At 59.6% G+C, this 25377-nt stretch carries 29 protein-coding genes and 3 pseudogenes; 10 read left to right on the top strand and 22 right to left on the bottom strand.

Features of this window, described 5'->3' with window-relative positions; genetic code table 11:
- Positions 1-36 precede the first annotated feature (36 nt).
- On the bottom strand, positions 37-198 hold the full coding sequence (locus WN72_RS35820) for a hypothetical protein (RefSeq protein ID WP_014493214.1): 162 nt from the start codon (positions 196-198) through the stop codon (positions 37-39).
- 172 nt (positions 199-370) lie between these two features.
- On the opposite strand from WN72_RS35820, the gene WN72_RS35815 reads away from it, so the two are divergent.
- Complete coding sequence (locus WN72_RS35815; protein ID WP_028170276.1) at positions 371-1375, top strand: alpha/beta fold hydrolase; 1005 nt, start codon at positions 371-373, stop codon at positions 1373-1375.
- A 93-nt stretch (positions 1376-1468) separates the two neighbouring features.
- Positions 1469-2647, top strand: a complete 1179-nt coding sequence (locus WN72_RS35810; RefSeq protein WP_014493217.1) for an AI-2E family transporter — start codon at positions 1469-1471, stop codon at positions 2645-2647.
- Between the two features lie 63 nt (positions 2648-2710).
- Here WN72_RS35810 and WN72_RS35805 read toward each other — a convergent pair.
- From WN72_RS35805 to WN72_RS35750, 12 genes and pseudogenes are all read right to left on the bottom strand, one after another.
- Positions 2711-3803, bottom strand: a pseudogene (locus WN72_RS35805) (PAS domain-containing sensor histidine kinase).
- Positions 3804-3832: 29 nt separating this feature from the next.
- Positions 3833-4624, bottom strand: a complete 792-nt coding sequence (locus WN72_RS35800) for an alpha/beta fold hydrolase (RefSeq protein WP_014493219.1) — start codon at positions 4622-4624, stop codon at positions 3833-3835.
- Positions 4625-4738: 114 nt separating this feature from the next.
- Positions 4739-5137, bottom strand: coding sequence for a low affinity iron permease family protein (locus tag WN72_RS35795; RefSeq protein WP_038936675.1), 399 nt, complete (start codon positions 5135-5137; stop codon positions 4739-4741).
- A gap of 86 nt (positions 5138-5223) precedes the next feature.
- Positions 5224-5580 carry a response regulator gene (locus WN72_RS35790; protein WP_035632832.1) on the bottom strand — a complete coding sequence of 119 codons (357 nt, stop codon included), beginning with the start codon at positions 5578-5580 and terminating at the stop codon, positions 5224-5226.
- Between the two features lie 121 nt (positions 5581-5701).
- A complete protein-coding gene (locus tag WN72_RS35785) occupies positions 5702-6073 on the bottom strand; it encodes a hypothetical protein (RefSeq protein ID WP_014493222.1) in 372 nt (123 codons plus the stop codon).
- A gap of 27 nt (positions 6074-6100) precedes the next feature.
- Complete coding sequence (locus WN72_RS35780; RefSeq protein WP_014493223.1) at positions 6101-6502, bottom strand: hypothetical protein; 402 nt, start codon at positions 6500-6502, stop codon at positions 6101-6103.
- 835 nt (positions 6503-7337) lie between these two features.
- Positions 7338-8147, bottom strand: a complete 810-nt coding sequence (locus WN72_RS35775; RefSeq protein WP_028170277.1) for a transglutaminase-like domain-containing protein — start codon at positions 8145-8147, stop codon at positions 7338-7340.
- A gap of 126 nt (positions 8148-8273) precedes the next feature.
- Positions 8274-9167 (bottom strand): transglutaminase family protein, encoded by an 894-nt coding sequence (locus WN72_RS35770; protein ID WP_028170278.1) that lies wholly within the window; start codon positions 9165-9167, stop codon positions 8274-8276.
- Positions 9168-9394: 227 nt separating this feature from the next.
- Positions 9395-9910 carry a DUF1236 domain-containing protein gene (locus WN72_RS35765; RefSeq protein WP_244553652.1) on the bottom strand — a complete coding sequence of 172 codons (516 nt, stop codon included), beginning with the start codon at positions 9908-9910 and terminating at the stop codon, positions 9395-9397.
- 648 nt (positions 9911-10558) lie between these two features.
- Positions 10559-10912 carry a CsbD family protein gene (locus tag WN72_RS35760; RefSeq protein ID WP_014493227.1) on the bottom strand — a complete coding sequence of 118 codons (354 nt, stop codon included), beginning with the start codon at positions 10910-10912 and terminating at the stop codon, positions 10559-10561.
- Positions 10913-11062: 150 nt separating this feature from the next.
- Positions 11063-11569 carry a hypothetical protein gene (locus WN72_RS35755; protein WP_049803101.1) on the bottom strand — a complete coding sequence of 169 codons (507 nt, stop codon included), beginning with the start codon at positions 11567-11569 and terminating at the stop codon, positions 11063-11065.
- A gap of 50 nt (positions 11570-11619) precedes the next feature.
- Positions 11620-12487 (bottom strand): annotated as a pseudogene (locus WN72_RS35750) (fatty acid desaturase).
- 642 nt (positions 12488-13129) lie between these two features.
- On the opposite strand from WN72_RS35750, the gene WN72_RS35745 reads away from it, so the two are divergent.
- Positions 13130-13330 (top strand): hypothetical protein, encoded by a 201-nt coding sequence (locus WN72_RS35745; RefSeq protein ID WP_014493230.1) that lies wholly within the window; start codon positions 13130-13132, stop codon positions 13328-13330.
- Between the two features lie 56 nt (positions 13331-13386).
- On the opposite strand, the gene WN72_RS35740 is transcribed toward WN72_RS35745, so the two are convergent.
- On the bottom strand, positions 13387-14163 hold the full coding sequence (locus tag WN72_RS35740; RefSeq protein ID WP_028170281.1) for a sensor histidine kinase: 777 nt from the start codon (positions 14161-14163) through the stop codon (positions 13387-13389).
- 89 nt (positions 14164-14252) lie between these two features.
- Positions 14253-14636, bottom strand: coding sequence for a response regulator (locus WN72_RS35735; protein WP_028170282.1), 384 nt, complete (start codon positions 14634-14636; stop codon positions 14253-14255).
- Between the two features lie 855 nt (positions 14637-15491).
- On the opposite strand from WN72_RS35735, the gene WN72_RS35725 reads away from it, so the two are divergent.
- A complete protein-coding gene (locus WN72_RS35725) occupies positions 15492-15782 on the top strand; it encodes a DUF1488 family protein (RefSeq protein WP_014493234.1) in 291 nt (96 codons plus the stop codon).
- Positions 15783-16005: 223 nt separating this feature from the next.
- Here the strand turns inward: WN72_RS35725 and WN72_RS35720 are convergent, their stop codons facing one another.
- The 3 genes from WN72_RS35720 to WN72_RS35710 form a co-directional block, all read right to left on the bottom strand.
- Entirely contained in the window at positions 16006-16320 is a 315-nt protein-coding gene (locus WN72_RS35720; protein ID WP_014493235.1) for a hypothetical protein, read from the bottom strand.
- Positions 16321-17003: 683 nt separating this feature from the next.
- Complete coding sequence (locus WN72_RS35715; protein ID WP_014493236.1) at positions 17004-18362, bottom strand: tyrosine-type recombinase/integrase; 1359 nt, start codon at positions 18360-18362, stop codon at positions 17004-17006.
- A gap of 363 nt (positions 18363-18725) precedes the next feature.
- Positions 18726-18887, bottom strand: coding sequence for a hypothetical protein (locus WN72_RS35710; protein ID WP_014493237.1), 162 nt, complete (start codon positions 18885-18887; stop codon positions 18726-18728).
- 11 nt (positions 18888-18898) lie between these two features.
- Here WN72_RS35710 and WN72_RS47210 point away from each other — a divergent pair.
- The 3 genes and pseudogenes from WN72_RS47210 to WN72_RS35700 all read left to right on the top strand — a co-directional run.
- Positions 18899-19146: pseudogene (locus WN72_RS47210) on the top strand (transglutaminase family protein); the annotation flags it as partial.
- A gap of 549 nt (positions 19147-19695) precedes the next feature.
- Positions 19696-19968, top strand: a complete 273-nt coding sequence (locus WN72_RS35705) for a hypothetical protein (RefSeq protein WP_080588817.1) — start codon at positions 19696-19698, stop codon at positions 19966-19968.
- Between the two features lie 1254 nt (positions 19969-21222).
- On the top strand, positions 21223-21453 hold the full coding sequence (locus tag WN72_RS35700) for a DUF6894 family protein (protein ID WP_014493239.1): 231 nt from the start codon (positions 21223-21225) through the stop codon (positions 21451-21453).
- Positions 21454-21518: 65 nt separating this feature from the next.
- On the opposite strand, the gene WN72_RS35695 is transcribed toward WN72_RS35700, so the two are convergent.
- The 3 genes from WN72_RS35695 to WN72_RS35685 form a co-directional block, all read right to left on the bottom strand.
- Complete coding sequence (locus WN72_RS35695; RefSeq protein ID WP_014493240.1) at positions 21519-21911, bottom strand: hypothetical protein; 393 nt, start codon at positions 21909-21911, stop codon at positions 21519-21521.
- Between the two features lie 79 nt (positions 21912-21990).
- Positions 21991-22482 carry an Hsp20/alpha crystallin family protein gene (locus WN72_RS35690; RefSeq protein WP_014493241.1) on the bottom strand — a complete coding sequence of 164 codons (492 nt, stop codon included), beginning with the start codon at positions 22480-22482 and terminating at the stop codon, positions 21991-21993.
- Positions 22483-22563: 81 nt separating this feature from the next.
- On the bottom strand, positions 22564-23025 hold the full coding sequence (locus WN72_RS35685; protein WP_028170284.1) for an Hsp20 family protein: 462 nt from the start codon (positions 23023-23025) through the stop codon (positions 22564-22566).
- 324 nt (positions 23026-23349) lie between these two features.
- Here WN72_RS35685 and WN72_RS35680 point away from each other — a divergent pair, with 324 nt between their 5' ends.
- Together WN72_RS35680 and WN72_RS35675 are read left to right on the top strand one after the other, a co-directional pair.
- Positions 23350-23574, top strand: coding sequence for a hypothetical protein (locus WN72_RS35680; RefSeq protein WP_038935526.1), 225 nt, complete (start codon positions 23350-23352; stop codon positions 23572-23574).
- On the top strand, positions 23571-23750 hold the full coding sequence (locus tag WN72_RS35675) for a hypothetical protein (RefSeq protein WP_014493244.1): 180 nt from the start codon (positions 23571-23573) through the stop codon (positions 23748-23750). The genes WN72_RS35680 and WN72_RS35675 overlap by 4 nt, the downstream gene beginning before the upstream one ends.
- A gap of 480 nt (positions 23751-24230) precedes the next feature.
- On the opposite strand, the gene WN72_RS47200 is transcribed toward WN72_RS35675, so the two are convergent.
- Positions 24231-24647: a hypothetical protein gene (locus WN72_RS47200; protein WP_049803007.1), complete on the bottom strand. Its 417-nt coding sequence runs from the start codon at positions 24645-24647 to the stop codon at positions 24231-24233.
- Between the two features lie 156 nt (positions 24648-24803).
- On the opposite strand from WN72_RS47200, the gene WN72_RS35665 reads away from it, so the two are divergent.
- Positions 24804-25130, top strand: a complete 327-nt coding sequence (locus tag WN72_RS35665) for a gamma-glutamylcyclotransferase family protein (RefSeq protein ID WP_244433047.1) — start codon at positions 24804-24806, stop codon at positions 25128-25130.
- Positions 25131-25377 lie beyond the last annotated feature (247 nt).

Raw genomic sequence — 25377 nt, 5'->3', positions numbered from 1 at the left:
AGCAACGCAGCCAGCTGGCGGTCTCATCGACCACTGCTAACCGGCTGGCTTTTCCTTCTCATGCGGCGTGCCACGATTTTCGTCAGTCTGCTCGGCATCCCCCGGCGTTTTCCCTGCCATGTTTCCGGGATTGAAATGGTACTTGCCATCCGGATTCTCGCCGGGCTGCTTCTCAGTTGGATTCTTGTTGTTAGTCATTGGACCAGTCACTCCTTGGTAAGAGTAACAATGTTGAACGGGACCGAGGTCTCTATGTTCCCAAAGCTGCGATCTATCGCGTGGAACGAAAGCTCGCTCGTCCCCGTTGAGCATAACCTGCAACATTTCTCATTGGCGTGAGGCGTCGTGCAGACCACTTGAGGTGTTGCACATGGCTTTTTCGCAAACACGTTCTTCAGCATTCCTATCCGACTGTCTGGCCGCCTTCAGGCGATATCCCGCCATCGCCGCCTTTGCTGGGGCCGCTACTCTTGTGGCGGCGACGGCGATCGCGAACCGGCATCTTGCCGATAAAGCGCAGCGTGATAACCCGCCACGGGGTCGGTTCATCGACGTCGACGGGGTTCGGCTGCACTATGTGGAGCGCGGCAATGGCCGGCCGCTGGTTCTCTTCCACGGCAATGGCAGCATGATCCAGGATTTCGAGTCGAGCGGCCTGATCGATCTGGCAGCCGAGAATTACCGGGTGATCGTGTTCGACCGACCGGGATTCGGGCATAGCCTGCGGCCGCGAAACGTGGTTTGGACGCCGGAGGCACAGGCGGACCTGTTCAGGAAGGCATTTGATGGGCTGGGCGTTCAGCGAGCCATCGTACTCGGGCATTCGTGGGGGGCGTCGGTCGCGGTTGCGCTGGCGATAAGGCATCCTTCCTTCGTCGAAGCGCTGGTGCTGGCATCGGGATACTATTTTCCGACCGCGCGAGCCGACGCAGTGGCCTCATCTCTATCCGCTACACCCGCGCTTGGCGATATCATCAGCTACACCGTCTCTCCGATCCTGGGTCGATTGATGTGGCCGGCAATGTTGCGCAAGGTGTTTGGCCCGCAACCAATCCCCGGCAAATTCGCCGGCTTTCCGAAGGAAATGGCCGTCCGGCCATCACAGCTCCGCGCCAGTGCGGGGGAATCGACGTTGATGGTCCCCGCTGCATTTGCTTCCTCGAAGACCTACGGCGAACTCGACATGCCGACGATCATACTCGCGGGCGAGAATGATCGTTTGATCGATATCGATGAGCAATCGGCCAGGCTGCATGACGAGGTCAAGCAGAGCAAGCTGCACCGCATTGCCGGAGCCGGACATATGATCCAGCAATCTGCCACGCGAGATCTAATGGCGGCTATCGACGAAGCCGCTGCCGAGACCCTGCACTAGTCCATCGGATGCGGCGATGCGCTGGCGCGTACCGCTCGCCATGACCGCGCAGGGCTACCTGGCTGGGTCCGGGCTCCGGCAGGACAGATTTGCGTGGAGGATGGAGGAAACGCCTTGGTTTCGCTTTCGATGTTGCCGGAGGAGTCCCCATCGTCGCCAGGGCAGGACGCCGGCGCGTCGGAATCGGAGGCCCTGCCAACGCAGGCGGTCGACAATGTCGAGATGCCGCTGCCGTCCAGTCCGCAGACGTTCTTTCTCGGTAGCCTGTTGACACTGGCCGTCCTAGCGGCCGTGTACGTGGCAAGCTCGATCATATTGCCCGTGGTGCTCGCCTTCGTGTTGCAACTCATTCTGCAACCTGCCGTGGATCTTCTCGAGCGTATCGGCCTACCCCGTGCCGTCGGCGCGCTCTTGGCGATCCTGCTGGTCGTGGGAGCGCTCGTGGGCTTCGTGGCAGCCTTGTCAGTACCCGCCGCGTCGTGGGCGGAGAAGTTGCCGGACGGCTTACCGCGCCTGGAAACTCATCTGGTCGTCCTGAAGCGCCCGATCGAAGCGCTGCAAAAGGTTGTCCAGCAGGCGGAGCACGTCGCGGACTCTCCCGGGAAAAAGGAGCCCACCGTTTCGGTTCGCCGCGATCTCGGTCTGACCGGCGTGCTCTTTGCCGGAACGCGCGCCGTGCTCGACGGCCTGTTCACGACGGTTCTGGTGCTCTATTTCCTTCTGGTCGCAGGCGACATTTTTCTGCGACGCATCGTCGAGGTGCTGCCGAATTTTGCCGACAAGAGGCAGGCCGTGGACATCTTCCAGCAGATCGAAGCGGACATATCGGCCTATCTGCTCACGATCACGGCCATGAATGCTGCGGTGGGAATTGCGACGGCGGCTGCGATGTACCTCTGCGGGCTTGGAGATCCCTTGTTGTGGGGAGCCGCTGCTTTCCTGCTCAACTACGTTCCAATTCTGGGGCCGTTGTTGGGAACCGTCATCTTCCTGCTCGCCGGAATGTTGAGTTTCGACAGCTTGTGGTGGGCCTTGCTGCCGGCGATTCTTTACTTCTGCATCCACCTCGCCGAGGGCGAGACCCTGACTCCCATGCTGCTTGCGCGACGCTTCACCCTGAATCCCGTGCTGATCATCCTGTCGCTAGTGTTCTGGTTCTGGATGTGGGGGGTGCCTGGCGCAATCCTGGCCGTTCCAATGCTGGCCATCCTGAAGATCGTCAGCGATCGCGTCCGTCCGCTAAAGGCTTTGGGGCACGTCCTCGAAGGATAATCGCAGCGTCTTGGTGATGGATTGAGGACGTACCGCCGGCGGGGCACGGCCAGTGCTGGCAGGCTACGAAAGAGGCATAGAGAAGGTGAAGCGGGTTCCAGCGGAGTTCGATGCGACGGTCAAAGCGCCCCCCATGGGCCTTTGCGATCTGAGAGGCGATGTAGAGCCCCAATCCAAGCCCCTGCTTGCTCGCACGAGCTTTGCCGCGGAAGAACGGTTCGAACAACTTCTCCATCACCGTTTCCGGAATCGCCTCACCCGCATTGGCTACCCAGAGTTCGAACGATCCCTTTCGCGTCTCGGCGTGAACGACGATGGGTTTGTCGGTTGCTCCGTGCGTCACCGCGTTGCCGAGAAGGTTGGAGAGGAGCTGGCCGATGCGGATGCGATCGCAATTCACCGGCTCGTAGATGGCAAATTCGGTTTCGATGACCCGGCCGGGTGAGGCCAGTCTCAGTTCGTCGACCACCTGGGCAAGGGCAGGTTCGAGCGGCGCTCTTGCATCGCGTTCCAGGGCAATGCCGCCGCCCAGCCGACCGCGCGCGAAGTCGAGAACGTTGTCGATCATCGAGGCCATTCGCATGACCGTGGTCTGCATCATGGCGATGATCTGGTGTTCCTTTTCGCTATGGACGGTTCGGTCGAGAATTCTCGCGCCGGCGCTAATGGAGGCGAGAGGATTGCGAAGATCGTGACCGAGCACGGCGATGAACTGTTCGCGCAACTCGGAGGTTTCGTGCTCGAGCCGCAGCAGTTCTTGCGTCGCCTTCTCGGCGCCAATCGCCAATTCTCGGGCGGCCAGAAGCTCGTGCTCGTAGCGCCGCCGATCCGTCGCCTTGATCAGGGCTAGACGGATGAGCAGCAGCCTTCCTTCCGGATCGCGGCGCTCGTTCGCGTTGGCGATCATCTGCAGTGGCGTACCGGCGGCGGTTAACACGTCGATGGCGAATTCGTCGAAGGATCCCTGCATTCGGAGCAGCGGCGCGATATGGGTTTCGTAATAGATGCGGCCCGGCATGGTCAGGAAATCGCTGAAGCGCTTCCCGATCATCCGTGGCGCCGTATGTCCGCTCCATTCCAGGAAGGTGAGGTTGACGTACTCGATCCGGCCGTTCGGCAGCAGGGTGACGTAACCGCAGGGCGCGTTGTCGATCATGTCCTTGAACTGGGAATCGGAGGCGCGCACTAGACAAAAGGTCGCATCGCCGCGACGACCTCTTCCGGCGCGCTCAGATTTGGGCAATGCCCGGTCGCGTCCAGGACTATCATCCGGCTGTTGGGAATATTGCGGGCGACAAACTCGCCGACCTCCGGAGGGGCGATAATATCCTCGCTGCACTGGAGAACGAGGGTCGGAAGGGAGACCTCCGCGAGGTCTTCGCGGTTGTCGGAGGTGAAGGTCACCCGGGCGAACGCTTTGGCGATTTCGGGATCCGTGCTGCAGAAGCTATTGGTTAGCTCCTGACCTAGTTCCGGTCGATCGGGATTGCCCATGATCATCGGCGCCATCTGCATCGACCAACCCATGTGGTTCGAGTCGAGAAACCTGAGCAATTCCTCGATCTGCTGAGCGCTGAACCCACCAACGTAGCCGTCGTCGTCGATGTAACGGGGTGACGGACCGATCAGTACAAGCTTGCCGAACATCCCGGGGGCTTGTCGGGCGGCCATCACGCCGATCATGCTGCTGACGGAATGTCCTACGAAGACGGAATCCTTCAATCCGAGCTCCGTGCCGATTTCGACCACGTCTTTGGCGTAGCCGGACAGGGTCGAATATTTGGCGCTGTCGTAGGCCGAGAGGTCGGAGCCGCCGGCGCCGACGTGGTCGAACACAACGGTCATGAAATCCTTTTCGAACGCGGGAGCCACAAAGCGCCACATGTTCTGGTCGCACCCGAAGCCGTGTGCGAAGATCATCGTCCGGTGGCCGGCGCCGCGAACGCGAACGTTATTTCGTTTGATTGTGCCTGCCATCAGGACTCCCTGAACCGCCCTTTATCGTGCAGTTCCTCTAACGTCGCCGGGCCGCGGTCTGGTTTGCGAGGCCTGAATGCAGTGGAGATGCCCGGTCCTGCGAGCCGATCCGGATCAGCCGGCGCGCTCGAGCATCTCGACTTTCGCTTGCTTGATTTCTTCATCCGACGCCTCCTCGATGCCCGCAATGCGGTTGCTTGCGGCCTTTGTCGCCAGGATCAATTCGTCGAGTTTCAACTGCAAGGCCAGCGTGTCGCGGTTCTGCGTTGCCTGGATCAGAAAGACCATCAGGAACGTCACGATTGTCGTGCCCGTGTTGATGACGAGCTGCCAGGTATCGCTGAAGCCGAATAAGGGACCTGTGATCGCCCACACGAGTACGACGGTAACTGCCAGCAGAAAGGTCGTCGGTCGGCCGGAAATGCGCGAGGTCGCAACTGCCAGCCGGGCGAACCAATTGCCGCTTGGCTGAGCATTCGCGGACGTAGAGCCTATGGGCAGATTTGCGCGCATTGAATGATTTCCTTGGCGAAGCGGAAGCCACACCGCAGATGTCTGCAAGTCAGCTATTGGCGATCGACGGACCGCAAGGAGCGCCGTCAGCTGATGGAAGGAGGCCGTCTTTCTTTTCCCATTTGTCTGACCGCTTCGACGATGCGGTCGGGTTGGTAGGGCTTGTGCAAGGTGAGACTGCCAGGCACCGGACGGGCCTCGACGGGCGAGAAGCCGGTCGCGTAGATCACCTGCAGCTGGGGATCATGCTCCCGACAACGTTCGGCGATCTGCCACCCGTCAACTCCGCCGGGCAGCCTGATGTCGGTGACCAGAACGTCCGCGATCTGCCTCTTGCACAATGCCAGCGCTTGCTCACCATTGGAGGCGTGAAAGACCTCGTAGCCTTCCTCGCGCAGAGCGTCGACCACCAATTCGCGGACAAGTGGATCGTCCTCGACCATAAGTATTCGCACCGGTGGCTCCTCAATACTCTTGACGACCGTTGCAAGTCTGGAACGGCCCAGCCTTGAGAGGGTTCCGCGGCGACGCTGCCAACGTCGCAGCATTCTCGGAATCAGAGACTCAGGCCATCCTGTGAAATGCCGGTGGCAACGTCTCTCGAACCAGTTGACTCAGATCCAGCGCCTCCCCGCTGTCCGCAATGTCGGAGAATAGAACCTCGACGAAGGGATGCTGTCGGTTGAATACCGCGCCTCGCTGGTATTTCGCGCTCACGATCCGCTGAAGTGCGGGAAGGTTCAGTCTGCCAAGCGCATTGTATTGATCGCGAAACAGGCTTTGTCGCCCTCCACGATGCTCGATGGAATCCGCCCAGACGTCCATCACCTTCCGCCCAATGAACGCCTCCACGCCATCATTTCCATCCTGAGCGAGAAGCCTTAGTCCATCCATGACGTGTGGTCCGTCATCGACCCGAAACTGTGTAAGCGACATGGGAGTCCTCCTGTTATCGGCGTCCATCTACATCGGCGGGCAGTCGTGGACTGCTCCTCCCTCGTTGTCCCATCGCGACAGCGCCAGGGCACTTGATCTTGCATCGGCAGGCGAGTCTTCTGTCACCGGCAATTTGCCGCGACCGGCATCATCCTTGTGGTTGTGGAGAAACCGGGCGATTTGGCTGCGGAGCGCCGATGTCGCCAGTAACTTGCCGACCGACCCCGCAGTGTTGAAGATCTGCCGTTGCAGCGTTGTCGGCAGGGCGTTCCATCGTATGATGATGGCCGCGCCCAGACACCGCAAAACACGTTCTTCTCGGGCCGCAAGGGCTGCACCGTACGAACGGTTCTCATCCGGAGCGGGCGGGTGCTTGGTCAGTTCGCCGTGCTTGGCTTCTCTCGCCCGAGATTGCTGAGATCTAAACATTCCGGGCCCCCTTTCGTTGAAAGTCGCGGCCCCTTCCGAACAACCCCCGATGGGGTGATCAGACTCAAATAGATATGGGGATCAAAGGTCCGGACAACGAGCCCAAAGTCCAAATAAACTTGCACGATAGTTGGCATCGTTTGGCGTCCAGTTGCGTCGTGCAAAGAGCATTGCCGCGACAGCGGACTGCGGTGATCCCGTCAAACTCCCGGTCGTGAGCAATATTGACCAGCGGGCGGCGCTGCCGGGTCCATACTGCTGCGATCGCCGTGGACGCCGATCGGTGAGAGTTCGATAGTGCCGCTGCCCTTATTCCGCAGGGGGCGAGCGTGCTCGGGTCACAAGCCAGGGCCCCTAACGCCTCGCGCGATGTGGCGACCAGTGCTGCCTTTGGAGTGCAAGGTGAGGACGATGAAATGACAACGCTGCCGCGCAACGATCTGGACTGTCACGATTGGGCTACCCGGGCATCCGAGGCTCTTGCGCAAGCAAGGCAGTTGCCGGCTTGGAGCGATCCGATTCGAAGCCATCAGAAAAGCCGAGCAACTTGGCTTTGCCGCTGAGATGAGGAAATGGCTGATACCGAAGAAGCCCAACCGCGCCCCGAAACGGACTGGCTGACGGCGATCTCAGTTTCGAAGAGTAAAGTGCTGCTTTGCGTGAGAAGCTCCGGCCCAGAGAGCAGATCAGAAGGGCACTCCTAAAGGAACGGCCCCAGAGCGTGGGGGCGCGCTGGGGCCGTCATTTCATCGGATGCGTGGGGGCACATGCATCCGGTCGCCGTCACCAAGTAACGCCGCAGACATTCGTTCCAGGAAATGCCCAAGTCGCGATGCTAGGAAGTGATCTCGTCGGTCCACACCTTGAAGCTCACCAGGGTGTTGGGCCCGAACGTCTGCGTAATCGGGACGTCAGCGGCGTCACGTCCCCGCGCAATCAGGATACGTCCAATCCGTGGCACGTTGTTGCGCGGATCGAACGTGTACCAACGTCCGCCAATGTAGGCCTCGAACCATCCGGCGAAGTCTCCTGGCGCATAGGGGGGCGGCATGCCGATGTCGCCCAAATAGCCGGTGCAGTACCTTGCCGGAATGTTCATGCAGCGGCAGAACGTAATGGCCAGATGCGCAAAGTCGCGACAAACGCCCTTGCCCTCGTGGTACACTTCCCGGGAGGTCTTGGTGGCGCGCGCGTGCTCGTAGCCGAATTGAATGTGATTGTGGACGAAATCGCAGATCGCCTGAACGCGCGCCCATCCGGGCGGCTGCTTCTCGAAGAGCTTCCACGCGGTGTCGGATAGCTGGTCGGTTTCGCAATAGCGACTGCCGAGAAGATACACAATCGTCTCTGCCGGCAAGTCCTCGACCGCGTGTTGGGAAGCCGAGGGCACGGTGGCGTCCGGCAAGCCCGTGTCGCGAATGATGCCATCAGCCGCCAGCCGCAGTCGACCGGCTGGAGCAACGATACGGCTGCACCAGTTACCGAAGCCATCGCGGTATGGGTTGATCGCCACCGGAGGATCAGTGGTCAGATAGTCAGGCACGATAACGTCGGAAGCCCGGGTAAAATGAACGCCCAGGACCATGATCATGGGTGTGGGTTGCGGAAACTCGTAGACCATCTCATAGCCGACCCGGATCTTCACTCGGCGTCCTCCAAAGTCGAGAAGGCTGCTCGACTACTTCGATCTTGTGTGTGCTCACCCTACACTCGCGACACGGCGCGGCGCGAACCCCAACGCCCTGGTGGTGCTTGTGTTCCAGCCACTTCATCACAGCAGCAAAAATAGAGCCGACGCCGTTTTGACGTTGACCTCCACATTCATTCCAAGCTCGTCCTCGCGACTTCCCCAATAGGTGCCGAACAGGGGAATGGCCTGGCTCGGGATTCTGGCCACCGCGACGCGAATTAAGTCCCGGTTTCCGACGATGCCGTTGGTCGGATCGAACTCGACCCAGCCCGAACCGGGGACGTAAATCTGGCACCAGGCATGAGTGGCTCCCCCACCCAGCCAGGTAGGTCCATCGCGATCCGGTACGTAGATGTAGCCCGTGATAAAGCGCGCGGCGAAGCCCAGACTGCGTGCGGCTTCAATCATCAAAATGGCAAAGTCCCTGCAGGTGCCTTTCCTCAGTTCAAGTGTGGTGGAGGGAATTTGAGTTCCTGGCGCCGTGCGGCGGTCATATGCGAAGCCATCCGAGATTGCTTCATTGAGGGTCATCAGGAGCTGGCCCGTCGGACGTTTCGTCCCCCGCGTGAGAAAGGTGTCCAGCCACCGGCCAACATGATCTTCCGGGTCGGAGAACCATCTCTGAACATAAGGTGCCAGGTCAGGCGCCTCTTCGTCATGATACGTGAATGGATGGTCCTTCGCGTAGTCCTCAATCCTAAAGTCCGGGGCGTTCTCCGGAGTGTGGTCAACCTTGATTTCACAGTCGAATCGCAAGTAATCGCTCGCGCGGTCAAATTCGATGTGCGCGACGCAATTCCCAAAGACATCATGAAGCCATCTCACCTCTGAGGGCTTCGGCGTCACATCGAGCGAGAAGTCAATCAGTCGTTGATCGAAGCTGTCCCTCGGACGTGCCATTAGCTGATGCCGGCCGAGCCTTACCTCGCGCTCGTACCGGTACGTTGTACTATGCCGGACGATGAAGATCGCCATGATGTCGCCGGTCGACGAGGGTTAAGGGCTTACGATCCGCTCGAATGATGGAGACGGATCGCATTCCGACGGGAATGGTAGCTGGATTTGCCAGCAACTGGCGAAATCTTCGCAAGGCCGTGGCGCAAGTGATGCCAGGGCAGGGTCGCACGTCTGGTGGGATCAGACAATAAGGGCGGCTCTCGAGCCGCCCTCGTAACTGCCTGTCATACGCCTGGCGTGGTCGCCTAGCCTTCGATGATGTAGACGATCTCGTGGGTGCGCGGGCGAAGAACAATGTACCTTCCGTGCACGAGGATGAAATCGTATCCACGCCATTCCGGATAGATCTCGACGATACGTGCTGGCATCGGGTAATAACGGACGCCCGCCGGCACGGCCGTTCCGATCGAGAGGTTGAAGTTCACGTTTGCAACTTCCTCGACCTTCTCTTGCTTCATCGCCGAACTGATCTGGGTGCGCTTCTCGGCGGGAGGCGTCGCTGTCGCTGCGGCTGCGGCGTTGCCGGTCGTCTTGTTGTCCGAGGTCGAGGGCTTGGTCTCGGCAGTCGGAGTCTTCAAGTCCTTCGAGGTCGCGGCCGAATCAGACGATTTCGTCTTGCTTTCGGCTTTCATCTCGCTCGCCGCCTTGCCGCCCGAAGGCGACGTCGTTTCGGCGGCCGGATTCTTCAGGTCCTTCGTGGCGGCCGGCGTCGTTGACTCCGAGGCCTTCGACTTGCCATCGGCCACCGGTCGTTTTCGCATCCGGCTTGCCCTGCGCTTGTTGGGGCGCCATCTCCTTTGACCCAGCACCTGGGGTAGCCTTCTCGACTCCCTTTGCCGCCGGTGCATTCATCGGCGCCGCAGGATCACCTTTCGGCGAAGCGGCCGTCGGAGAGTCCTTCGCCGCTCCTTGGTTGGCGCCTTGAGCTGTCGCAAACCCGGTGGTGGCCAATAGGGCCGCAACGGCCGCAGAAACCATTAGTGACTTTCTCATCTGATTTTCCAATTCAAATTCAATCTATGCCGACGGACGCCGGCCATAGGGTGCAACGGCTCCGACCTCCTAGAGTTCCGCTTTCTCCGATTGAACCATCACTCGAGCTGCGCAAGCCGTCATCGACGGCGGGCGATGGCAACTCCCAGCAGGAAGGCGACCAGCAGAGAGCCAAGAGGGCTTCGCGCGCGATATTGCTCAGGATGCTCAGCGGCATTCCTGGCTTTCGTCCAGCCTTTATCGCGCCCGCAACCCGATTGGCCGTCCCCTTCACGGCGTGGGAGACTTCCGCGATAGGAGATTTCGGCTCTGAAGCAGGATCCAGGCCTTCGTGCGGGAAGGGGGGCGAGCGGGATGTGGTCACTCATGATTCAATCTCCAATCCAGCAATTGCTCGGCTGCACCCGTCCCAAACGCTATCGCGTGCGCCGCGTCGGGCGCGCCAGCCATTGCGCCAACACAAATCCGATCGCGCCGGCGATCAGCATCGAACCGAGCGGATTATCCTGCACCTTCCTGGCGATCGCTTGTGTGCCCTCGCGGAAGGTATCGCCGCTGTTCTCATAGGCGTCCTTGGCGTAGTCGGCGGCGGCATCCGTAACGTCGCGCGCGGCGTCCTTGGCTTGGCCGTACAGGTTCTGCGCGGTGCCCTTCGCCTCGCGGAACCGGCCCGCTGCCTGGCTCTTTGCATCGCCGGCGATATCGCCGACGGTGCCCTCGAGCTTACCGGCGAATTCCTTCGCCGAGCCGGCAATGCGATCGTTCTCCATAGCGGATACTCCCTGGGGTGAAAGTCTCGGAGAGCTAACTGGTGGGATCACGCGGCGTTCCTGCGCGCACAGAGCGCGGCCTGCAAATGTGGTTGCGATCTGAGCTCCCAGCAGTCCACGCCTGCCGCTCGACCGCGCCGAAGAGACGGATCAAGATCGCCAGGAAAGCCGCTTTCGCTTCTGCGCAGCCTTGAATTCCAGGGCATGTCGTTGAACGGCGTGCTTGGCATTGAAGCTCCAACGACGCACGAGTTGCCATGCCGGCAGGGACGCGACCCAGTCCTGGCCTTGGCAAAACCTATCGTGGCACCAGGCGAAAGCAGGAATTGACATCAGCTTGTCGCGGTTGACGCAGAAGAGCCGCTCGATGAGCAGGAGTTTGAGAAGCTCGCCGACGATGAGGAGCGCAAACCCGCGACCGATGTGCCCGGTCGCCGTCAGGTAAGCCGCAAGAGGCTTGACAGGTTCAAGCAAGATGACCGGCACGAGGAACAGTGCCAGAGCCGGATACGGGCGAAGCGACTCGATCCACGCTCGCACGCGCTCGAAAAACCAGCAGTTCGCCAACCGGCGAAAGACAGGTTTGAAGAGAGTGAAAAAGACCGCGTCCACCAGGAAGTAGATGGCTGCGATCAGAAACACAAAGGGTTTGAACATGCGGCTCAAGCGGGTTCTCCAATGAACCAAGCGCGAACCCATCGTTAAGTTCACGAATTCAAGCGGCGAATTCCAGGACCCGCAACGGAACCATTGCTCTGCGTCCCCTTATGGCGCGCGACCAGACCTATTTTGGCGTCTCGGAACGAAATGAGCCGTCGCTCCTTCTCGTCCCACAAGGCCTTCGGCACACATCGCAAGCTCTGGACGAGGGTGATTCGGCCCACATTTGCGAGCTCCGGATGATCCCGGAGCACGTCCGGCAGCCGATAGCAGGGAATTCGACTGCATAGATGATGGACGTGGTGGACGCCGATGTTCGCGGTGAACCAGCGCAAGAACCCACGGCAAGTGATAGTGCGAACTGCCATAGAGCGCAGCTTCGTGAAAGCTCCAGGCTTCATCGCATGACCATGAGGTGTTCTCGAACTGGTGTTGGACATAGAACAGCCAGACGCCGATCGACGCAGCCAGAACCATGATCGGCAGATGCACCAGCAGGAATGGCCCAGGGCCTACCAGCCGGATCATGCCGACGATCAGAACCGCGATGGCGACGTTCGTGCCCATCGTGCTCAGCCATGGCTGCCAGCCGTTACGCATCATCCCAATCGGCAATCGATGCCGCAAGATGAACAGATATGTCGGGCCCACGCCAAACATGACGATCGGATGCCGGTACAGGCGATAGAGGATCTGGCGCCATCGAGACCGTGCGGCAAACTCACTCACGGTCAATGTATCGATGTCGCCCGAGCCTCTATGATCGAGATTGCCTGAACTCGCGTGATGCCGCGCATGGTTGCGCCGCCAAAAATCGTAGGGAGTTAAAGTGACAACGCCGATGGCTCGGCCGATCCAATCGTTTGCAAGTCGGCTGCGAAAGAAAGACCCGTGGCCGCAGTCATGCTGGATCATGAAGAGACGAACGAGCAGGCCTGCCGCGGGCACGGCCAGCAGCAGGCCAATCCCATGGCGGCGGACAACGCCGACGAGCATCAGAGCCCAGATGACAGAAAAGGGTACTGCCGTGATCACCAGCTCGAAAATGCCGCGCGCGTCATCGGGTTGGCGATACCGGGCGAGCAGCGCTGCGAGCGAGCGGGCTTCCGGTGGATATTGAACCATGTCTAACTGCTTTCGGAGTGAGCCGCCAAAGCCAGGCCGCGACATCATCGACGACCGGAATGATCACGACGAGCCCGGGTTCGGCACGAGGTAACCCATGACACCGAGCACCGCGCCGATAAGCGACGCGGGCTACCGCAGGACATGCGATGATCGAACCCAATGCTAATCCGCGTCCGGATGTCTTGCTGAGCAATATTGCTCAGTCCGGGAGCCGGCACTTCAGAAAGGACGCGGGTTGATCGAGGCTACGGGGTGTACGCTTTCGGGATGCGGCGAATGCGGGCCGGACTCCTTGACCGATCTTGCAATCACTTCTCGGAAAATGTGAGCAATATTGATCAGCAGCCGGTCAGGTGGTGCGCGATTTTGGTGCCGTCCGATTCGCTTCACGACCATAGGTGAACGGCCCCGACCCGGAAGGAGCATCACATGCCCGAAATCTTCGCGCGCCCCGAGCCCTCGCTTATTCCGATCGCACGACCGCGCTGTCCGAAGTGCCAGGGCCGCATGACGCTGACCCGGATCGAATCCGACCACGGCAATCCTGACCTGCGGACTTTCGAATGCTCCAATTGCGAGCTCGTCTGCCGGCTGCCGGCAGATGAACAAGTAAAATCACTCAAGACCTAAGGGCCCGAAGCCCGAAAAGGGAGTCCACTCACGTCACGCGATACGTCGCGCACAAGCTATGTGGCCGGGGTGCTCAGCGCGGCTATTGGCACGTCGAACGTGTACGAAAACCCCGTCGACGCATAGGCTAGTTGCACGTCACCCCGCAACTGCTTGCCCAGGGTTTCGATCAGCCGTGTTCCGAAGCTGCGCTTTGCGGGCGGCTGGACGACCGGGCCATTCTTTTCGGTCCAGGTGAGGTGCAAGCGTTGTGTCGCTTGGTCCACCGTCCAGATGATGTCGACGCGTCCCTCCGGGACCGACAGGGCGCCGAACTTCGTGGTATTCGTGCAAAGCTCGTTGAGCGTCATCGCGACGGCGATGACGGCACCCGACGCCATCCGGATATCGGGCCCCGTGATCGAGAATTTCGATTCGTCGGGATTGTCGAAGGCTTCGATGGCGCTGCGAACGACCGTGCCAAGATCGGCGCTGGACCATTTTGCCTGCAGAAGGAGATCGTGCGCCCGACCGAGTGCCAGGAGCCGGCCCTCGATGGCGCGCTGCGCGTGCTCAACCCCCTGCAGGTTGCGCAGGCTCTGGGAGACGATTGCGGCGACGGTCGCGAGCGTGTTCTTGATGCGGTGATGCAGCTCTTCGAGGATCAGCTTCTGCAGCTTGTCGGATGCCTCGCGTTCTTTGGCATCGATACCGGCCTTGGCAAGCAGGCTCCTCGTATTGATCTCAGCCTGCGCCAGGAGTAGTCGCAGGCTGACATTCTCCGCCGCCAGAAAGTCCTGGTGGAATTCTGCGCCGCCGGGGCGATTGTCCGTACGGAGATCAACTTCAAGCATTTGCAACTGTATCACCTTGGGCTGGGTGCCGCACTTGAATTCGGCCGAGCGTTCCCTCTGGCGGCATCCAGCGCCAAGAACGACGAGATTCAGGCGTGACCAATCATGCTGCGTAACTCAGCTATGATCTGCCAGGCTTGGAGTGGTTTGCCAAAAAATCTGCTGCAGGGGGGAAGATCGATGCTCGATGGGTTCAATTGGCCCGACACCAGGATGATCTTGATCGCCGGCCAACGCTTATGCACGGTATGCGCAAGACCCAGGCCGTCCATGCCGCCGGGCAACTGAATGTCGGTGTATATGAGTGCGACGTCGGACCTGGATTCCAGGATTGCGACGGCGTCGTCGGTATCCAGGGCTTCAATCGGCGTGTAACCGGCGTCTTCCACCATGTCGACCGCGTGCATGCGGAGCATCGTCTCGTCCTCGACAATGAGAACGACGGCCGGACTGCGCGAAAGATCGTGCACCATCGGATGGGCATCCACGGGAAAACGGGTGTGACTGAAACAAGCGATTGATCTGAGACAAGCATCTCGGTGCCCCTACGATCCATGCCCGGGTGCTGTTTTCCTAAATATCCGAGTTTGGGCCTGAGCGGTGGAGCGCGAAAAGAAGATAGCTCTCAACCGTCATTTTGCTGGCACGCCGACCCTGCCGCTGAAATGCTCGAGCATTTCAGCGGCGTTCTCCAGGATCGTAGCCATTTTCATCGCCTCCGCGCGCTCGTCTCCCGGCGGCATCTTGCGGGCTCCATCCAGGGCGTCTGCCGCCCGGATGTTCAGCTTGCAAGCTAACGACGATTGGACTCGCTTGACTGGCCGGAATGAGCGGTTGGCTTCAGCAGACGGCGCGGGCCCAACGAGGGAAATTACCACTGAATAAGCATCGCAGCAGCGATCAGCAGCACAAAGAAGATCGGCAGCAGTACCGGAGGCACCAGCCACTCGCGAACGCTGAATTTGGAGATATCTGACATAGTAACCGCCTCTAGGTCGCGGCGGGAGCACAATGCTCTCAGTCACCGATAACAGCCGAGGGGCGGGCGGTGATGTCTAGGATATAGTGCCGATCCGCAGAATTACGAGGCCAGGCGCAACTATTTGCTGTGACAGGATCGAGCGGGGTGGTAATCCGCTTCCAGCATAGCAATTTGGAGGGTGGCGCAACCGGATCGCTCCAAACTCCCTCCCTTCGCGCCAAGCTTTGGCTACCGCACATCTTGTCAGCGTATCGACCGGTTGCACGCAAGTGCGTCGGAGACAGGATCGGCTATCGCCATCGAATATGCCGCGACGCAAATCGCGTGCAGCCGGCACGGAGGTCTCGTGCTCCGACAACTGATCGGCCCCGACAACATGATCGAGTTTCCGAACCATAGCCGGTCTTATGACCGCACGCGGCGTGCCGTCCGATTCTGGGGACACGACAGCGCTATTGAGGCATCGTTCTTCATCAACGAAAATGCGCTGAAGCGAATTCAACCGGATATCGGTTGCGATGAGCCGGGCTTCCTCCGCGCATTCGATTCCAATCGTGACTTGATATGCGCCGCCGCTGCCAAGATGTACGTCCGCGGCAGCAGGGGCTCTTACGACCTGGTCGCCGCAAATTTTTGAACCGATCGTGCTTCTGGATTTCGCCTGATCGGCGAAACTGCTTGATGTGCTTCGATCTGGCCATCTGAATACTCTCGACTGACCACGAGGGGTAGCGGCAGAGTTTAACCGAGACTGAGCGTCAGACGCCGAGTGAAGCGTTCGATCTATGCCATTTGAAGATGGCCTCAATGAAAATGGCCGCGGAGTACTCCGCGGCCATTCATAGATATCCCGTCGTCTCTCAGTAGCGGTCGGTCCCGATTCCGACGCTCACGCCGGGAGCGCGGAAGCCGACGCCGGCACGGTCGTCATAGCCGCGCCGCTCGATGTAACGCTCGCGTGGAGCGTATCCGTAAGCATCGCGCCCGTCGCGGATGATAACATGGCGTTCGCCGCGTTCACGCCAGCAGCGACCATCTTCATTGCAGACCATGCGAACGTTTTGAATGTTGCTCTCCGGTGCAATCGATACACTGGCGAAAAGCGGGGCGGCTGAAGCGGCGGTCACAATAAGTGTACTTGCGGCGGCTGCCAGAGCGATTGCGAAGGTTTTCATAATAGCATTTCTCCAAAAGTGATTGTGTCAGTGAGCCAATAGGCTCGCGACAGGATGGTTCCAGGAGCTCGACTGTGAATATTTTCAACGCAGGTGCAGGCGAGGAGCAGGGTTTCCAAGTTGATGGCGGCTTGATACCCACACCCGAGAAAACCCGCCTGACGTCGGACGCGAAGGGGCGCGGGGCCCCTCGGTTAATCGCGACCTAGACTGGAAGTCGGTATCGGTGATTACGTCTCCGGGATTTGAGCCTGCTCGCGATCATATTAGACCGCAATGATGGCGCACGAACCCCCCGACCCTTGGATGCATCGATCTGCCGCCAGTAACCCGCTGCCACGCCCGCAACCCCGGTGGCGTTCGGACCCTATCTTCACTGGGAGAGGAGCTTCATTATTTGGAAATGCTTGCTAAGCAATTGATGTTACTAGCGGCGAATTCGGCTATTTTTTTCCAAACGCGCTTTGAAATCGTTGAATAATCAAGCAGGTTTTTGATTCCGCCATTCGGATTCTGATCCGTTGCCCTCAAAAGGACGCTTAAGCCCGTGAGTTCGTTACGTACAGAAGGCCGGTAGGCGCGGGTCCTTGGGGGCGTTTGGAAACCGCTGCTAACTCTCGGCACACCGTCCAGAACAGTCTCCCGAGTTACACTGTCACACTCCTCAGGCGGCCAGTTCGAAGTCATGCTACCTGCTGAGTTCGTTCTTGCCCCTCGCCCAGAGTGTTTGGCTCCAATCGGACTTGGGTAACGGTGCTTCGGCTAGCCCCGGGACCGAGCCAATTGATCAGAGCTTTATGTTCCTTTAGCGACTCACCAAGTGCGGAAAACACGACGGTACTGATAGCTTGCTGTTGGCTGCGCAGGTGGTCTTCAACCAGCTTGTGCCGAGTGACATAGCCTGCGTTCACGCCAGGGATAGAATGGTTCATGAGGAGCTTAGCATCGAATTCGGAAACGCCGGCAGCGGTCGCAATCGTCCGAAATGTTTGACGAAGGTCATTGCCCCATTTTGACAAGACCTCTCGATCTTCCTTTGTTTCCGCTAAGTGTCCAGAGGCGCTCTCAGCGGGGAACAACCACTTTTGCGCCTGAGACGGCTGCATTTGCCTGCCGAAACGAAGCACCCGAATGAGACACAGGATCATTTGCCGAGATAGCGGGATGTCGAACGCTCGCTTGCTGCCTCCTTTGGGCTTTGGGATGTGAAGCGTACGCCGTCGAAAATTTATGTGTTCGGGTCTGGCCTGCTGCAAGGCGGTGGGTCTAGATCCACACAGCAATGCTAAAAGATGGAATTCGCGCCGGATTGGGTTCTCTAGATTGGCCAGTTCGAAAAACCATCCTTTCAAATCGCCGGTCCCCATACCAGTATTCCTGCGCTCTTCCTGATTCCAATCGACAGCATCTGCGGGGTTGTCACGCGGCAGCGATCGATTGGTCTTCCGCGCATGATTGTAGATGGCCCGCAGCGTCCGCATGCTGCCATTCGCGATGTAGGGACCGTTCTCCTTAGTAAGCTGATCATGCTTTTTGGCGACGCGAGCGGGATCATTCGCAAGATCCAGCAAAGGGGTCTTCAGCCATTCCGAAAAGAGGCGTTCAACGTGATCGCGATACCCGCTGATCGTTTTCTCGCTACGGCCTTTTCGGATCAAGTGGGCTTCCAGGTAGCGTTGCCAAGTCTGCTCCAGGGTAGCGGCCCCTACAGCACCATTCCCATCGGTCGCGGCTTGTTCTGAGTTTCCGTTCTCCCTCGCTTTCGGGTGCTGTCCCTTGCTGATCTGAGCAAGATATTCCTTGGCAATCGCGCGGGCTGCCCTGGTCGTCAACTCGCTGGCGTCACCGATCGATACTCTGATGGAGGAGGCCCGCTTTCCTCGTTGTCTAAGATCACCTTGAACAGTGAAGGTCCTTTTTCGCTTCCCGACGACCACGAAGAAGCCTTTCAACTCGGTGTCGCGAGCCAAATACCAGCCATCTTCAGGAGTCGGCAGCTGAGCGATGGCCTTATCGCTGAGAGCAATGCGAATGTCGGTCATGAGGGTCGACGTGAACTGCTAAAACGGTTTTCAAACGGTTTTGGCGAACTGAGGTGTTTGAAGGTCAGGGTTCGCTGGGCTGCGAAGCTATGCGACAAGTCTCTATAAATAAAAGACCTTTCTCGACTTCATCGTAGTGTGGCGCAGATTCAGAAATCGCAGAGAGGCGCCGGTTTTGAACTCTTAATCAGCGGGTCCCAGGTTCGAGCCCTGGTGCGCCCCACCAAATCAGTAGTTTAGCGGGCAAAACCGTTTGAGCGTCTGATTTTTCAAACGGTCTTTTTCAAACCAACGGCCAACAGCGCCCGATAAAGAGGGGCGTCGCGCGACACTCAGCAGTTTGTTGGGATGACGGAACGGATCCTAGGCGTCGATCGGCAATTGCAGGCCGCGATCATCGCGAAAGTTGAGCAGTGCCGCAGGGCAAACCAAGTTGATGATCCAGTGACGGCTCAACGTCGCGGCGATCTTGCGGTCAAATATATCCATCAGATCAAGAGCGCCGCTGTCGAGTAAGTCCGCCAACTAAGGCGTCCTCGCGCTGTTGCACCGGCTGTCTCGGCGACATCGGCATCCCGGCGTCCCACGCCGCCCGGGGACTTTGCAGGCTGGTTCGAAGCCTATCTTGGCGCCGCTGGTACACATTCGATGCAGGCAACAGCACTCCGCGATTCGGCCGCGTCCTGATCGCGCAAGGCCGCGATGCGGCGGATGTTCCGATCGCCCAAACTTTCGACCCAACACGCTCGTCAGCTTCAAGGTGCGGACTGATGAGCGTGTGTAAAGGGCTCGCCTTGGGCGATTGGCTACCAGGCGGCTGAGATTGATCTCGCTAATTGGTTAGAAGGCTGCTACACAGTTCACATCACCGCGCGCTACGTGGCTGTTATCGGTGACTGAGAGCGTTGCGCTCCCGCCTCAACCCAAGAGAAGGCGGTCAGATGTCAAATTCCGACAAATTCGACATTCGTGAGTGGCTCGTACCACCCTTGTTGGTACCGGTCTTCCTCGTACTGCTGATTGCGGTGACGGCCATTTTATAGCGGTAAATCCGTTCAAGCACGATGCGTCAGAACTGCAAACCGGGGCGTTGAGCCAGTTCAGGCCAAACGGGAGCCCAAAATGGCAAACACGGCAATCATCAGGGATGCCTACGGGGTTCCGGCAATCTTCGTTGGTTCGAAGACTGGCCGGGACGATGCGCCCTTTGTCTTCGTGAGGGTCGGAGGTGAGGAGCGCCGGATGCGTTGGTCCGAATGGGATGCTCTTCCGGCCTGGACCGGCGAGAGCCCCACCTGGGCGAGTAAAACCAAATAGCTATGGAGTGCTCAGCATGAGGATGGTTCGAACAGGCAGATGGACCGCGGCGCTTTTGCTGACATCCGCACTGGGCACATTCACGCCAGCAGCTGTTGCCGCGGAGCCGAATTGCCGTGCGATCGAAAGCACCAGCGCCCGCCTTTCCTGTTACGATGCGGCATTTCCTCCAAAAGCCAGGAAGCCCGCCGAAGCCGGCATCGACTCATCGTCAGGCTACAAGGATCCATTTCTTGCGGAAGAAGCCCGAACCGCCGCGAAGCTCAAGAATATTTGCCGCGGTTGCTGAGTTTCGCTTCCGAACATGCGCGCCAATTAAGAGACCTATAAGATGACGAACGATGCTAAAGATCGCCGAGTGGGCCGCCAACGAAAGCGCGCTCTTCATCTGGCGGGCACGGCTTTGGATGGGAGGGCAGACCACTCTGCGATTCTAAGGACCCATCGGCCAGAAAGCAGCGCCTGCTTGACGGGCCAGCGGAATTCAAAGCGGTCCGCGTCGATCGTTCGAAGAGACTTCAAGCGATGCTGAGTAACCGAGGTTTGTCGCCGCGTACGGTTGCTTTAGCCCCATAGTCGTGATCGCGTATGGAACATCAGGGCATTAAATATACGGTGGTCCAGACGATCAATCCGCCCGGCTGGAAATGGTCGTTTGAGCGAGACGGTCGGTCACCCCGAACCGGAATTGCCTTCAATCGAGTGGAGGCTGTCAGCGCAGCTGAACGAGCGATCAGCCGATCGCTCAGAGATCAGCAACGCCAATAGAAGCGCTCGGTGTGCAGCTCCTGCTTCAATTTGAATTTGGCCTCTGTCGTAAGGCGCAAGTGCTGATCACAGAAAGGTCGGCGCCAGGGCGGAGAATTGCAAGAGAGTTGCTCCCTGCCAGTACTGCATTGCAGACCATCGACTAGCTTCCGGCACTTCGCAAATAGTTCCTGCCAGGAACCGAACAAAGCGCTCGCTATTCGACAGATAAAGGCGCACTGTCCCACTGCCATCGAACGGCCCATAGCATCTATCGGTGGTGTGAACGCAAGTTGCGCTCCCGCTCAACCCCGCAGCGGAGCGTCATACATGCCGGCTCAACGGTCCCTAGAACAATCCTCGACATTCGAATACCGCCTCGCGCAAGAGGCGATCAATCTCCGCCTACAGGCCAGGGGAATGCCCGCTGGCGTCCGCCGCACGGAGCTTCTGCGAAAAGCCCGGCAGATCGATGTTGCCGGGGACATCAACAAGTGGCTAACCTCGCCGGGACTGCAGCCGCCATCTTGAATTTTGGTCTCGTTCTTGTCCGACGTGATGAACTTCAGCACGCCATGCGGAGACCAACCTTTATCGGGATTTTACTCTCACCTTCCCGGGGCTGGTAAGCCGCCGCCTGCGCTTTATTTAAGCGGGCGGCGTTTTTGCTTGCGATGGAAAGCCATTGAATGCGATGTCCAGCGGCCGACTGATATAGCCGCAGTCACGCAGAAGGCCTCCGCGAGGAACGACGTAACAACGGTTGCATTGCCCTTCCTAAGCGAAAGGGCCAAGCATGACCCGGTACTACTTCGACATCCGGGACGACGCCGGCCTTTGGCCGGATGAGGAAGGCTTGGAGTTCGATACTCAGCAAGAGGCAGAGGTGGAGGCCGCCCAGTCACTGGCAGGCTTGGCTAGGGAGTTTGCCTCGATACAGCAAGACGTTGCCGTCGAAGTGCGAACGGATATTGAGCGCGTGTTCCAAGCCGCGTTCATCTTCGATAGAAGCACGACGAAGCAGTAGGACCTGGCATCCTCTCGCATCCAGTCGCGCGCATGGCTTCACGCTGCGCCGCATCCAGATCGCGCCTAGTTCTTGCCGGGCGCTTGGATCGTCTCAAGAACCTCGCCGTTGGCATCCCCTGCGTGAACGTCATGCCGACTCCACAACGCGGCGGCCCAAGGCCGCCGCAACCGCATCGGCACCCCGCCGCGCGGCGGTGGCTCGTCGTCGTCTCCGTCGAGGCGACGCAGCGCGGCGAGGATGTCGGCGAGCCGGATCGTGTGGCCCATGCCGGGGATCTCGCGTAGCGCGGGGCAGGATTCGACCGCGAACATGTCGGACGCCCAGGACGACAAGATGATCCGCTTCTCCGGTGCGGAGAGTTCGTTGTCGTTCAGGACATCCTCCGGAGACGCATAGTGCGCGGCCGGATGGAAGAATGGATTGAGATTTCCGGTGTTCGTGTTGGCGTTGCTCATCGGTTGGGCTCCCCTTTACGCTCCTTTTCTCGAGATCGCTTTCGGTTCGGGCGGCGACGACCGTCGCCCGAACTGGTCGTTACTGCTTGTTGATCGCGATGCGTTTGACCCCGGCGCGCGGGTTCTCGGACTTCGGGAGGGAGATCGTCAGGACGCCGTTCTTGAACGACGCCTCGGCCCTGTCCTCCTCGACGTCCTCAAGGGCGATCTGCCGCTGGAACGAGCCGTAGTGGCGCTCGGTGAAGTATCTGCCTTCGTCCTTCTGCTCGCTCTTTTTCTCGCCTCGGATGGTCAGCACCCCGTTCGCGATTTCGATCTGGACGTCATTCTCCGTCATGCCGGGAAGCTCGGCCGAGATGGTCAGCGCCTTGTCGGTCTCGCTGAGCTCGATCTTGGGCCAGCCGAATTGCCCTTCCATGAACGGCGACAGGCCCGTCCCGCCGAAGCCGCGGATGACATCGTCGAACATTCGGTTCATTTCGCGATGCAGCGTCATGAACGGATCGTGGGGGCCGCGCGCCGGCGCAAGCTCCTGGTTTCTCGACCAGGGAATGAGATCACGAACTGCCATGGTTTTCTCCTTCGTTGCATGAGCCAGGGAGCGCGGCCACGCTTGCGCGCACCGCGTTCCGCTGTCGAACCTGATCCGGTGTCAGGCCGCCTTCTTCTGCTCGATCTGCGAGGCGGGAGAGGCGCCGCTCCCAATCTGGATCCGGCGCGGCTTCATGGCTTCCGGCACCTCGCGGACTAGATCGATGATCAGCAGTCCATCGCGGAAGGAAGCCTCGTTCACCTGAACGTAGTCGGCCAGGTTGAACACGCGCCGGAACGGCCTTGCGGCGATGCCCTGATACAGGTACTCGCCGGCCGCCTTCTCAGGCTTCCTGCCCTCGATGGTCAGCGCGTTCTGCTCGGCCGTCACGGCGATGTCGTCCGGGCCGAAACCGGCGACGGCGAGCGAGATCCGGTAGTGGTCTTCACCGGAGCGTTCGATGTTGTAGGGGGGATAGTGCTCTTCGCTTGCCTGGCGCAACGTGCTGTCGACGAGGTCGGCCAGGTGGTCGAAGCCGATGGTGGAGCGCCACAGGGGCGCGAAGTCAAAGGTGGTCCTCATAACCAAGTCCTCCAAAGAGCAAGCTGGATACAAGGAGCGCAAGGCAGGAGTCAGAGCGGGTCTGATACCGGCCCGGCGCCCGCGCCGGACCCGTGAAGGCGCCCGGCACACCGCTCTCGCGGCGAAAAATGACTTAGAAAAGCGCAAAGGCCTTTCAAGAGGTGGCCGAAAAAAATTGCGGGTGGCTGCGTGCCCGTCGACCCGTGCCCGGGACGACAGAGGCGCTTGACAGTTATTCGAGCCCGGATATTTTGCGTCGGGAATTCGCTTTCCCGGTTTTCTCAACACCGAAAAGGACCGTGACGACCGTCAGGAGAGACGACGATGCTCGACGAAGATCTGGCCCGCATCCGTGCGCACCGCAACAATATCCATCGCTATCGGCGACTGCTTCGGACGAAGGTCTCGGAGTTGGAACGCCAGTTCATCGAACGGCGCCTCGCCGAGGAGCAGACCGCACTCGATGCGCTGACCGCCGATACCTTCCCCGTCGCGTTTGCGATGCCGAAAGGTTCGGCTGGCTCCGAAGGGGCGGGGGCCGAGCCATGAGCGACATCCGCGGCCTCCTGATCCGCGGCAGCGAGAAGGTCATCGGGCACTACCGGCTGTTGCTGGCGAGCGCCAAAACTGACAGCGAGCGTCAGCTCTATCAGACCCGCATCGACCGGGAGCAACGGCTGCTCGATCAGCTCCAAGGTAACTTTCCGGATCGGTCTGCCGCCTGATTGGTGCCTCGCATCAGCTGCCTTCTTTCGAAGCCCTGAGCTTCGGACAGCTGTCCCAAAGCGAAGCCAGCGCCACGCTAATTTGAGCGACGGCTTCGTCCGCGGCGATGCCAAGCGGATCCTGACAGGTCGGTTGGAAGGCGTCGCCGCGGACATGCGATCGGGGCCTCAATGCAACTGCATGCGGAGTCTCTTGATGATCTCCCATAGATCGTTCGCGTACTCCCCGATAGCTCGCCGGGTCTCCGCCACGCGCGACGGCTTGGCCTTCGGCGTCTTCCTCACCGGACCTCGCTCGTCGGGCTGGTTCATGGGAAGAAAGTTCCGCTCAACCGAGCGGGACCACTGACCCAAATCAAAAAAGCTCGAAACGATGTGCCAGTGTTCGATTTTGCGCAATGAGGATGCTGAATGAGATGGTTGACCTTCCAAGCTCGCTCGGTGTGTGCCCGCCTTCTCCATCAGCGTCGTCCCGCGCAGCTACGGCGACTTCGACGACACCGAGGGCGCTAACCAGGCCTCAATCTTGGCCGAACGCTCAGTCAGCTCGGCCTTCCGAAGCAGCCTCTTGCGTTCTTCGCCTTCCGGAGCCTCTTCCGCCCGCCGCCTGGCCAGCTTCGCCATCGCCAAAAGGCGCTCTTGCAGCGAACCTGGGGGGCGGCTGCGGTTACGTTTGACTGACACGACTGAAATCTCCAGTTTCTGGTCCCCTAACGGTTTAGGAACATCGCGGTTCCTAGAGAATTGACCCGCAATTCGGCCAAGCGTCCCGTCGGGGGATTGCATGAAACAGCTCGATGAGCCTACCAAAACCATACGTGATGCCGCCCTCGAGAATGCCTGCCGCACGGCGACGATCATCTTTTCCGAAAAGCGATAGCCCAGAAGCTGATCCACAGCGTGAGTCGGCGAGCCGCAAGTCGGCTTAATGATCCACGCGATTTGGCGCGCGAAAGAGAGCTAGCGTCTCATGCCGCACGTCTTCGTATTCGGCACGTTGAAAAGAGGACGCCCCTTCATACGTGCGGTCTGGATGGGGCGTTTCCGCTGGGCGTGTATCAGACGGTCGAGCCTTTTCCCCTTGTCATTGCCGGGCCATGGTTTGCGCCGATGATGTTCAATGAGCCCGGTCGTGGACATCGGGTCTTCGGCGAAGTTTATCGCATTGATGTCGGCCGTCTTCAAAAGCTCGACCGGTTGGAATCGCTCGGCAAGCCGGGCAACTTCCGGGTCGCTATAGAGGTCGTCCCACTTGGCGTCGGCCAGCCGGTCCGGGCCTTTGTTTATTTGAAATCGCGCGAACTGGCCGGCGGCGCCTATCACAGCGATCTCCTTGAAAACTACGAAGCCGACCGATTTGTCGTTCCTTGGCGACGGTAAGAGGCCACGACGTTTTCACGGTGCGCAACAGTCGTCGCACGCCGCAGGGTGTTTTGAAGATAGATCCGCGGTTTCTCCGAGCGCGACGCGCGACCGTGTCTGCGATGACAGTCCGCCGAACAAGGTCCGATGCGCGCAGAATCACCGCGATGCCAGAAGCCATTTTCAAGTGCGACGGCCTTGACGCTAGGCGCATCTCGCAAAAGGCTGCACTGTACAGCTAGCAACCTCCTCTGACGAGATAATC

Source organism: Bradyrhizobium arachidis (genome assembly GCF_015291705.1).
GTDB lineage: Bacteria > Pseudomonadota > Alphaproteobacteria > Rhizobiales > Xanthobacteraceae > Bradyrhizobium > Bradyrhizobium arachidis.
Note: the sequence above shows the minus strand (reverse complement) of the source record. Positions and strands in the feature narration are given on the sequence as shown.

Excerpts from the sequence above, each read along its gene's own strand:
- WN72_RS35720 (WP_014493235.1), bottom strand. The coding sequence starts at position 16,320 with ATGAAAACCTTCGCAATCGCTCTGGCAGCCGCCGCAAGTACACTTATT.
- WN72_RS35740 (WP_028170281.1), bottom strand. The coding sequence starts at position 14,163 with ATGCTTGAAGTTGATCTCCGTACGGACAATCGCCCCGGCGGCGCAGAA.
- WN72_RS35765 (WP_244553652.1), bottom strand. The coding sequence starts at position 9,910 with ATGCGAAAACGACCGGTGGCCGATGGCAAGTCGAAGGCCTCGGAGTCA.
- WN72_RS35715 (WP_014493236.1), bottom strand. The coding sequence starts at position 18,362 with ATGACCGACATTCGCATTGCTCTCAGCGATAAGGCCATCGCTCAGCTG.
- WN72_RS35745 (WP_014493230.1), top strand. The coding sequence starts at position 13,130 with ATGCCCGAAATCTTCGCGCGCCCCGAGCCCTCGCTTATTCCGATCGCA.
- WN72_RS35760 (WP_014493227.1), bottom strand. The coding sequence starts at position 10,912 with ATGGAGAACGATCGCATTGCCGGCTCGGCGAAGGAATTCGCCGGTAAG.
- WN72_RS35695 (WP_014493240.1), bottom strand. The coding sequence starts at position 21,911 with ATGAGCAACGCCAACACGAACACCGGAAATCTCAATCCATTCTTCCAT.
- WN72_RS35735 (WP_028170282.1), bottom strand. The coding sequence starts at position 14,636 with ATGGTGCACGATCTTTCGCGCAGTCCGGCCGTCGTTCTCATTGTCGAG.
- WN72_RS35790 (WP_035632832.1), bottom strand. The coding sequence starts at position 5,580 with ATGGTCGAGGACGATCCACTTGTCCGCGAATTGGTGGTCGACGCTCTG.
- WN72_RS35680 (WP_038935526.1), top strand. The coding sequence starts at position 23,350 with ATGCTCGACGAAGATCTGGCCCGCATCCGTGCGCACCGCAACAATATC.
- WN72_RS35755 (WP_049803101.1), bottom strand. The coding sequence starts at position 11,569 with ATGTTCAAACCCTTTGTGTTTCTGATCGCAGCCATCTACTTCCTGGTG.
- WN72_RS35815 (WP_028170276.1), top strand. The coding sequence starts at position 371 with ATGGCTTTTTCGCAAACACGTTCTTCAGCATTCCTATCCGACTGTCTG.
- WN72_RS35795 (WP_038936675.1), bottom strand. The coding sequence starts at position 5,137 with ATGCGCGCAAATCTGCCCATAGGCTCTACGTCCGCGAATGCTCAGCCA.
- WN72_RS35675 (WP_014493244.1), top strand. The coding sequence starts at position 23,571 with ATGAGCGACATCCGCGGCCTCCTGATCCGCGGCAGCGAGAAGGTCATC.
- WN72_RS35820 (WP_014493214.1), bottom strand. The coding sequence starts at position 198 with ATGACTAACAACAAGAATCCAACTGAGAAGCAGCCCGGCGAGAATCCG.
- WN72_RS35800 (WP_014493219.1), bottom strand. The coding sequence starts at position 4,624 with ATGGCAGGCACAATCAAACGAAATAACGTTCGCGTTCGCGGCGCCGGC.
- WN72_RS35785 (WP_014493222.1), bottom strand. The coding sequence starts at position 6,073 with ATGTCGCTTACACAGTTTCGGGTCGATGACGGACCACACGTCATGGAT.
- WN72_RS35780 (WP_014493223.1), bottom strand. The coding sequence starts at position 6,502 with ATGTTTAGATCTCAGCAATCTCGGGCGAGAGAAGCCAAGCACGGCGAA.
- WN72_RS35705 (WP_080588817.1), top strand. The coding sequence starts at position 19,696 with ATGAGGATGGTTCGAACAGGCAGATGGACCGCGGCGCTTTTGCTGACA.
- WN72_RS35700 (WP_014493239.1), top strand. The coding sequence starts at position 21,223 with ATGACCCGGTACTACTTCGACATCCGGGACGACGCCGGCCTTTGGCCG.
- WN72_RS35685 (WP_028170284.1), bottom strand. The coding sequence starts at position 23,025 with ATGAGGACCACCTTTGACTTCGCGCCCCTGTGGCGCTCCACCATCGGC.
- WN72_RS35770 (WP_028170278.1), bottom strand. The coding sequence starts at position 9,167 with ATGGCGATCTTCATCGTCCGGCATAGTACAACGTACCGGTACGAGCGC.
- WN72_RS35690 (WP_014493241.1), bottom strand. The coding sequence starts at position 22,482 with ATGGCAGTTCGTGATCTCATTCCCTGGTCGAGAAACCAGGAGCTTGCG.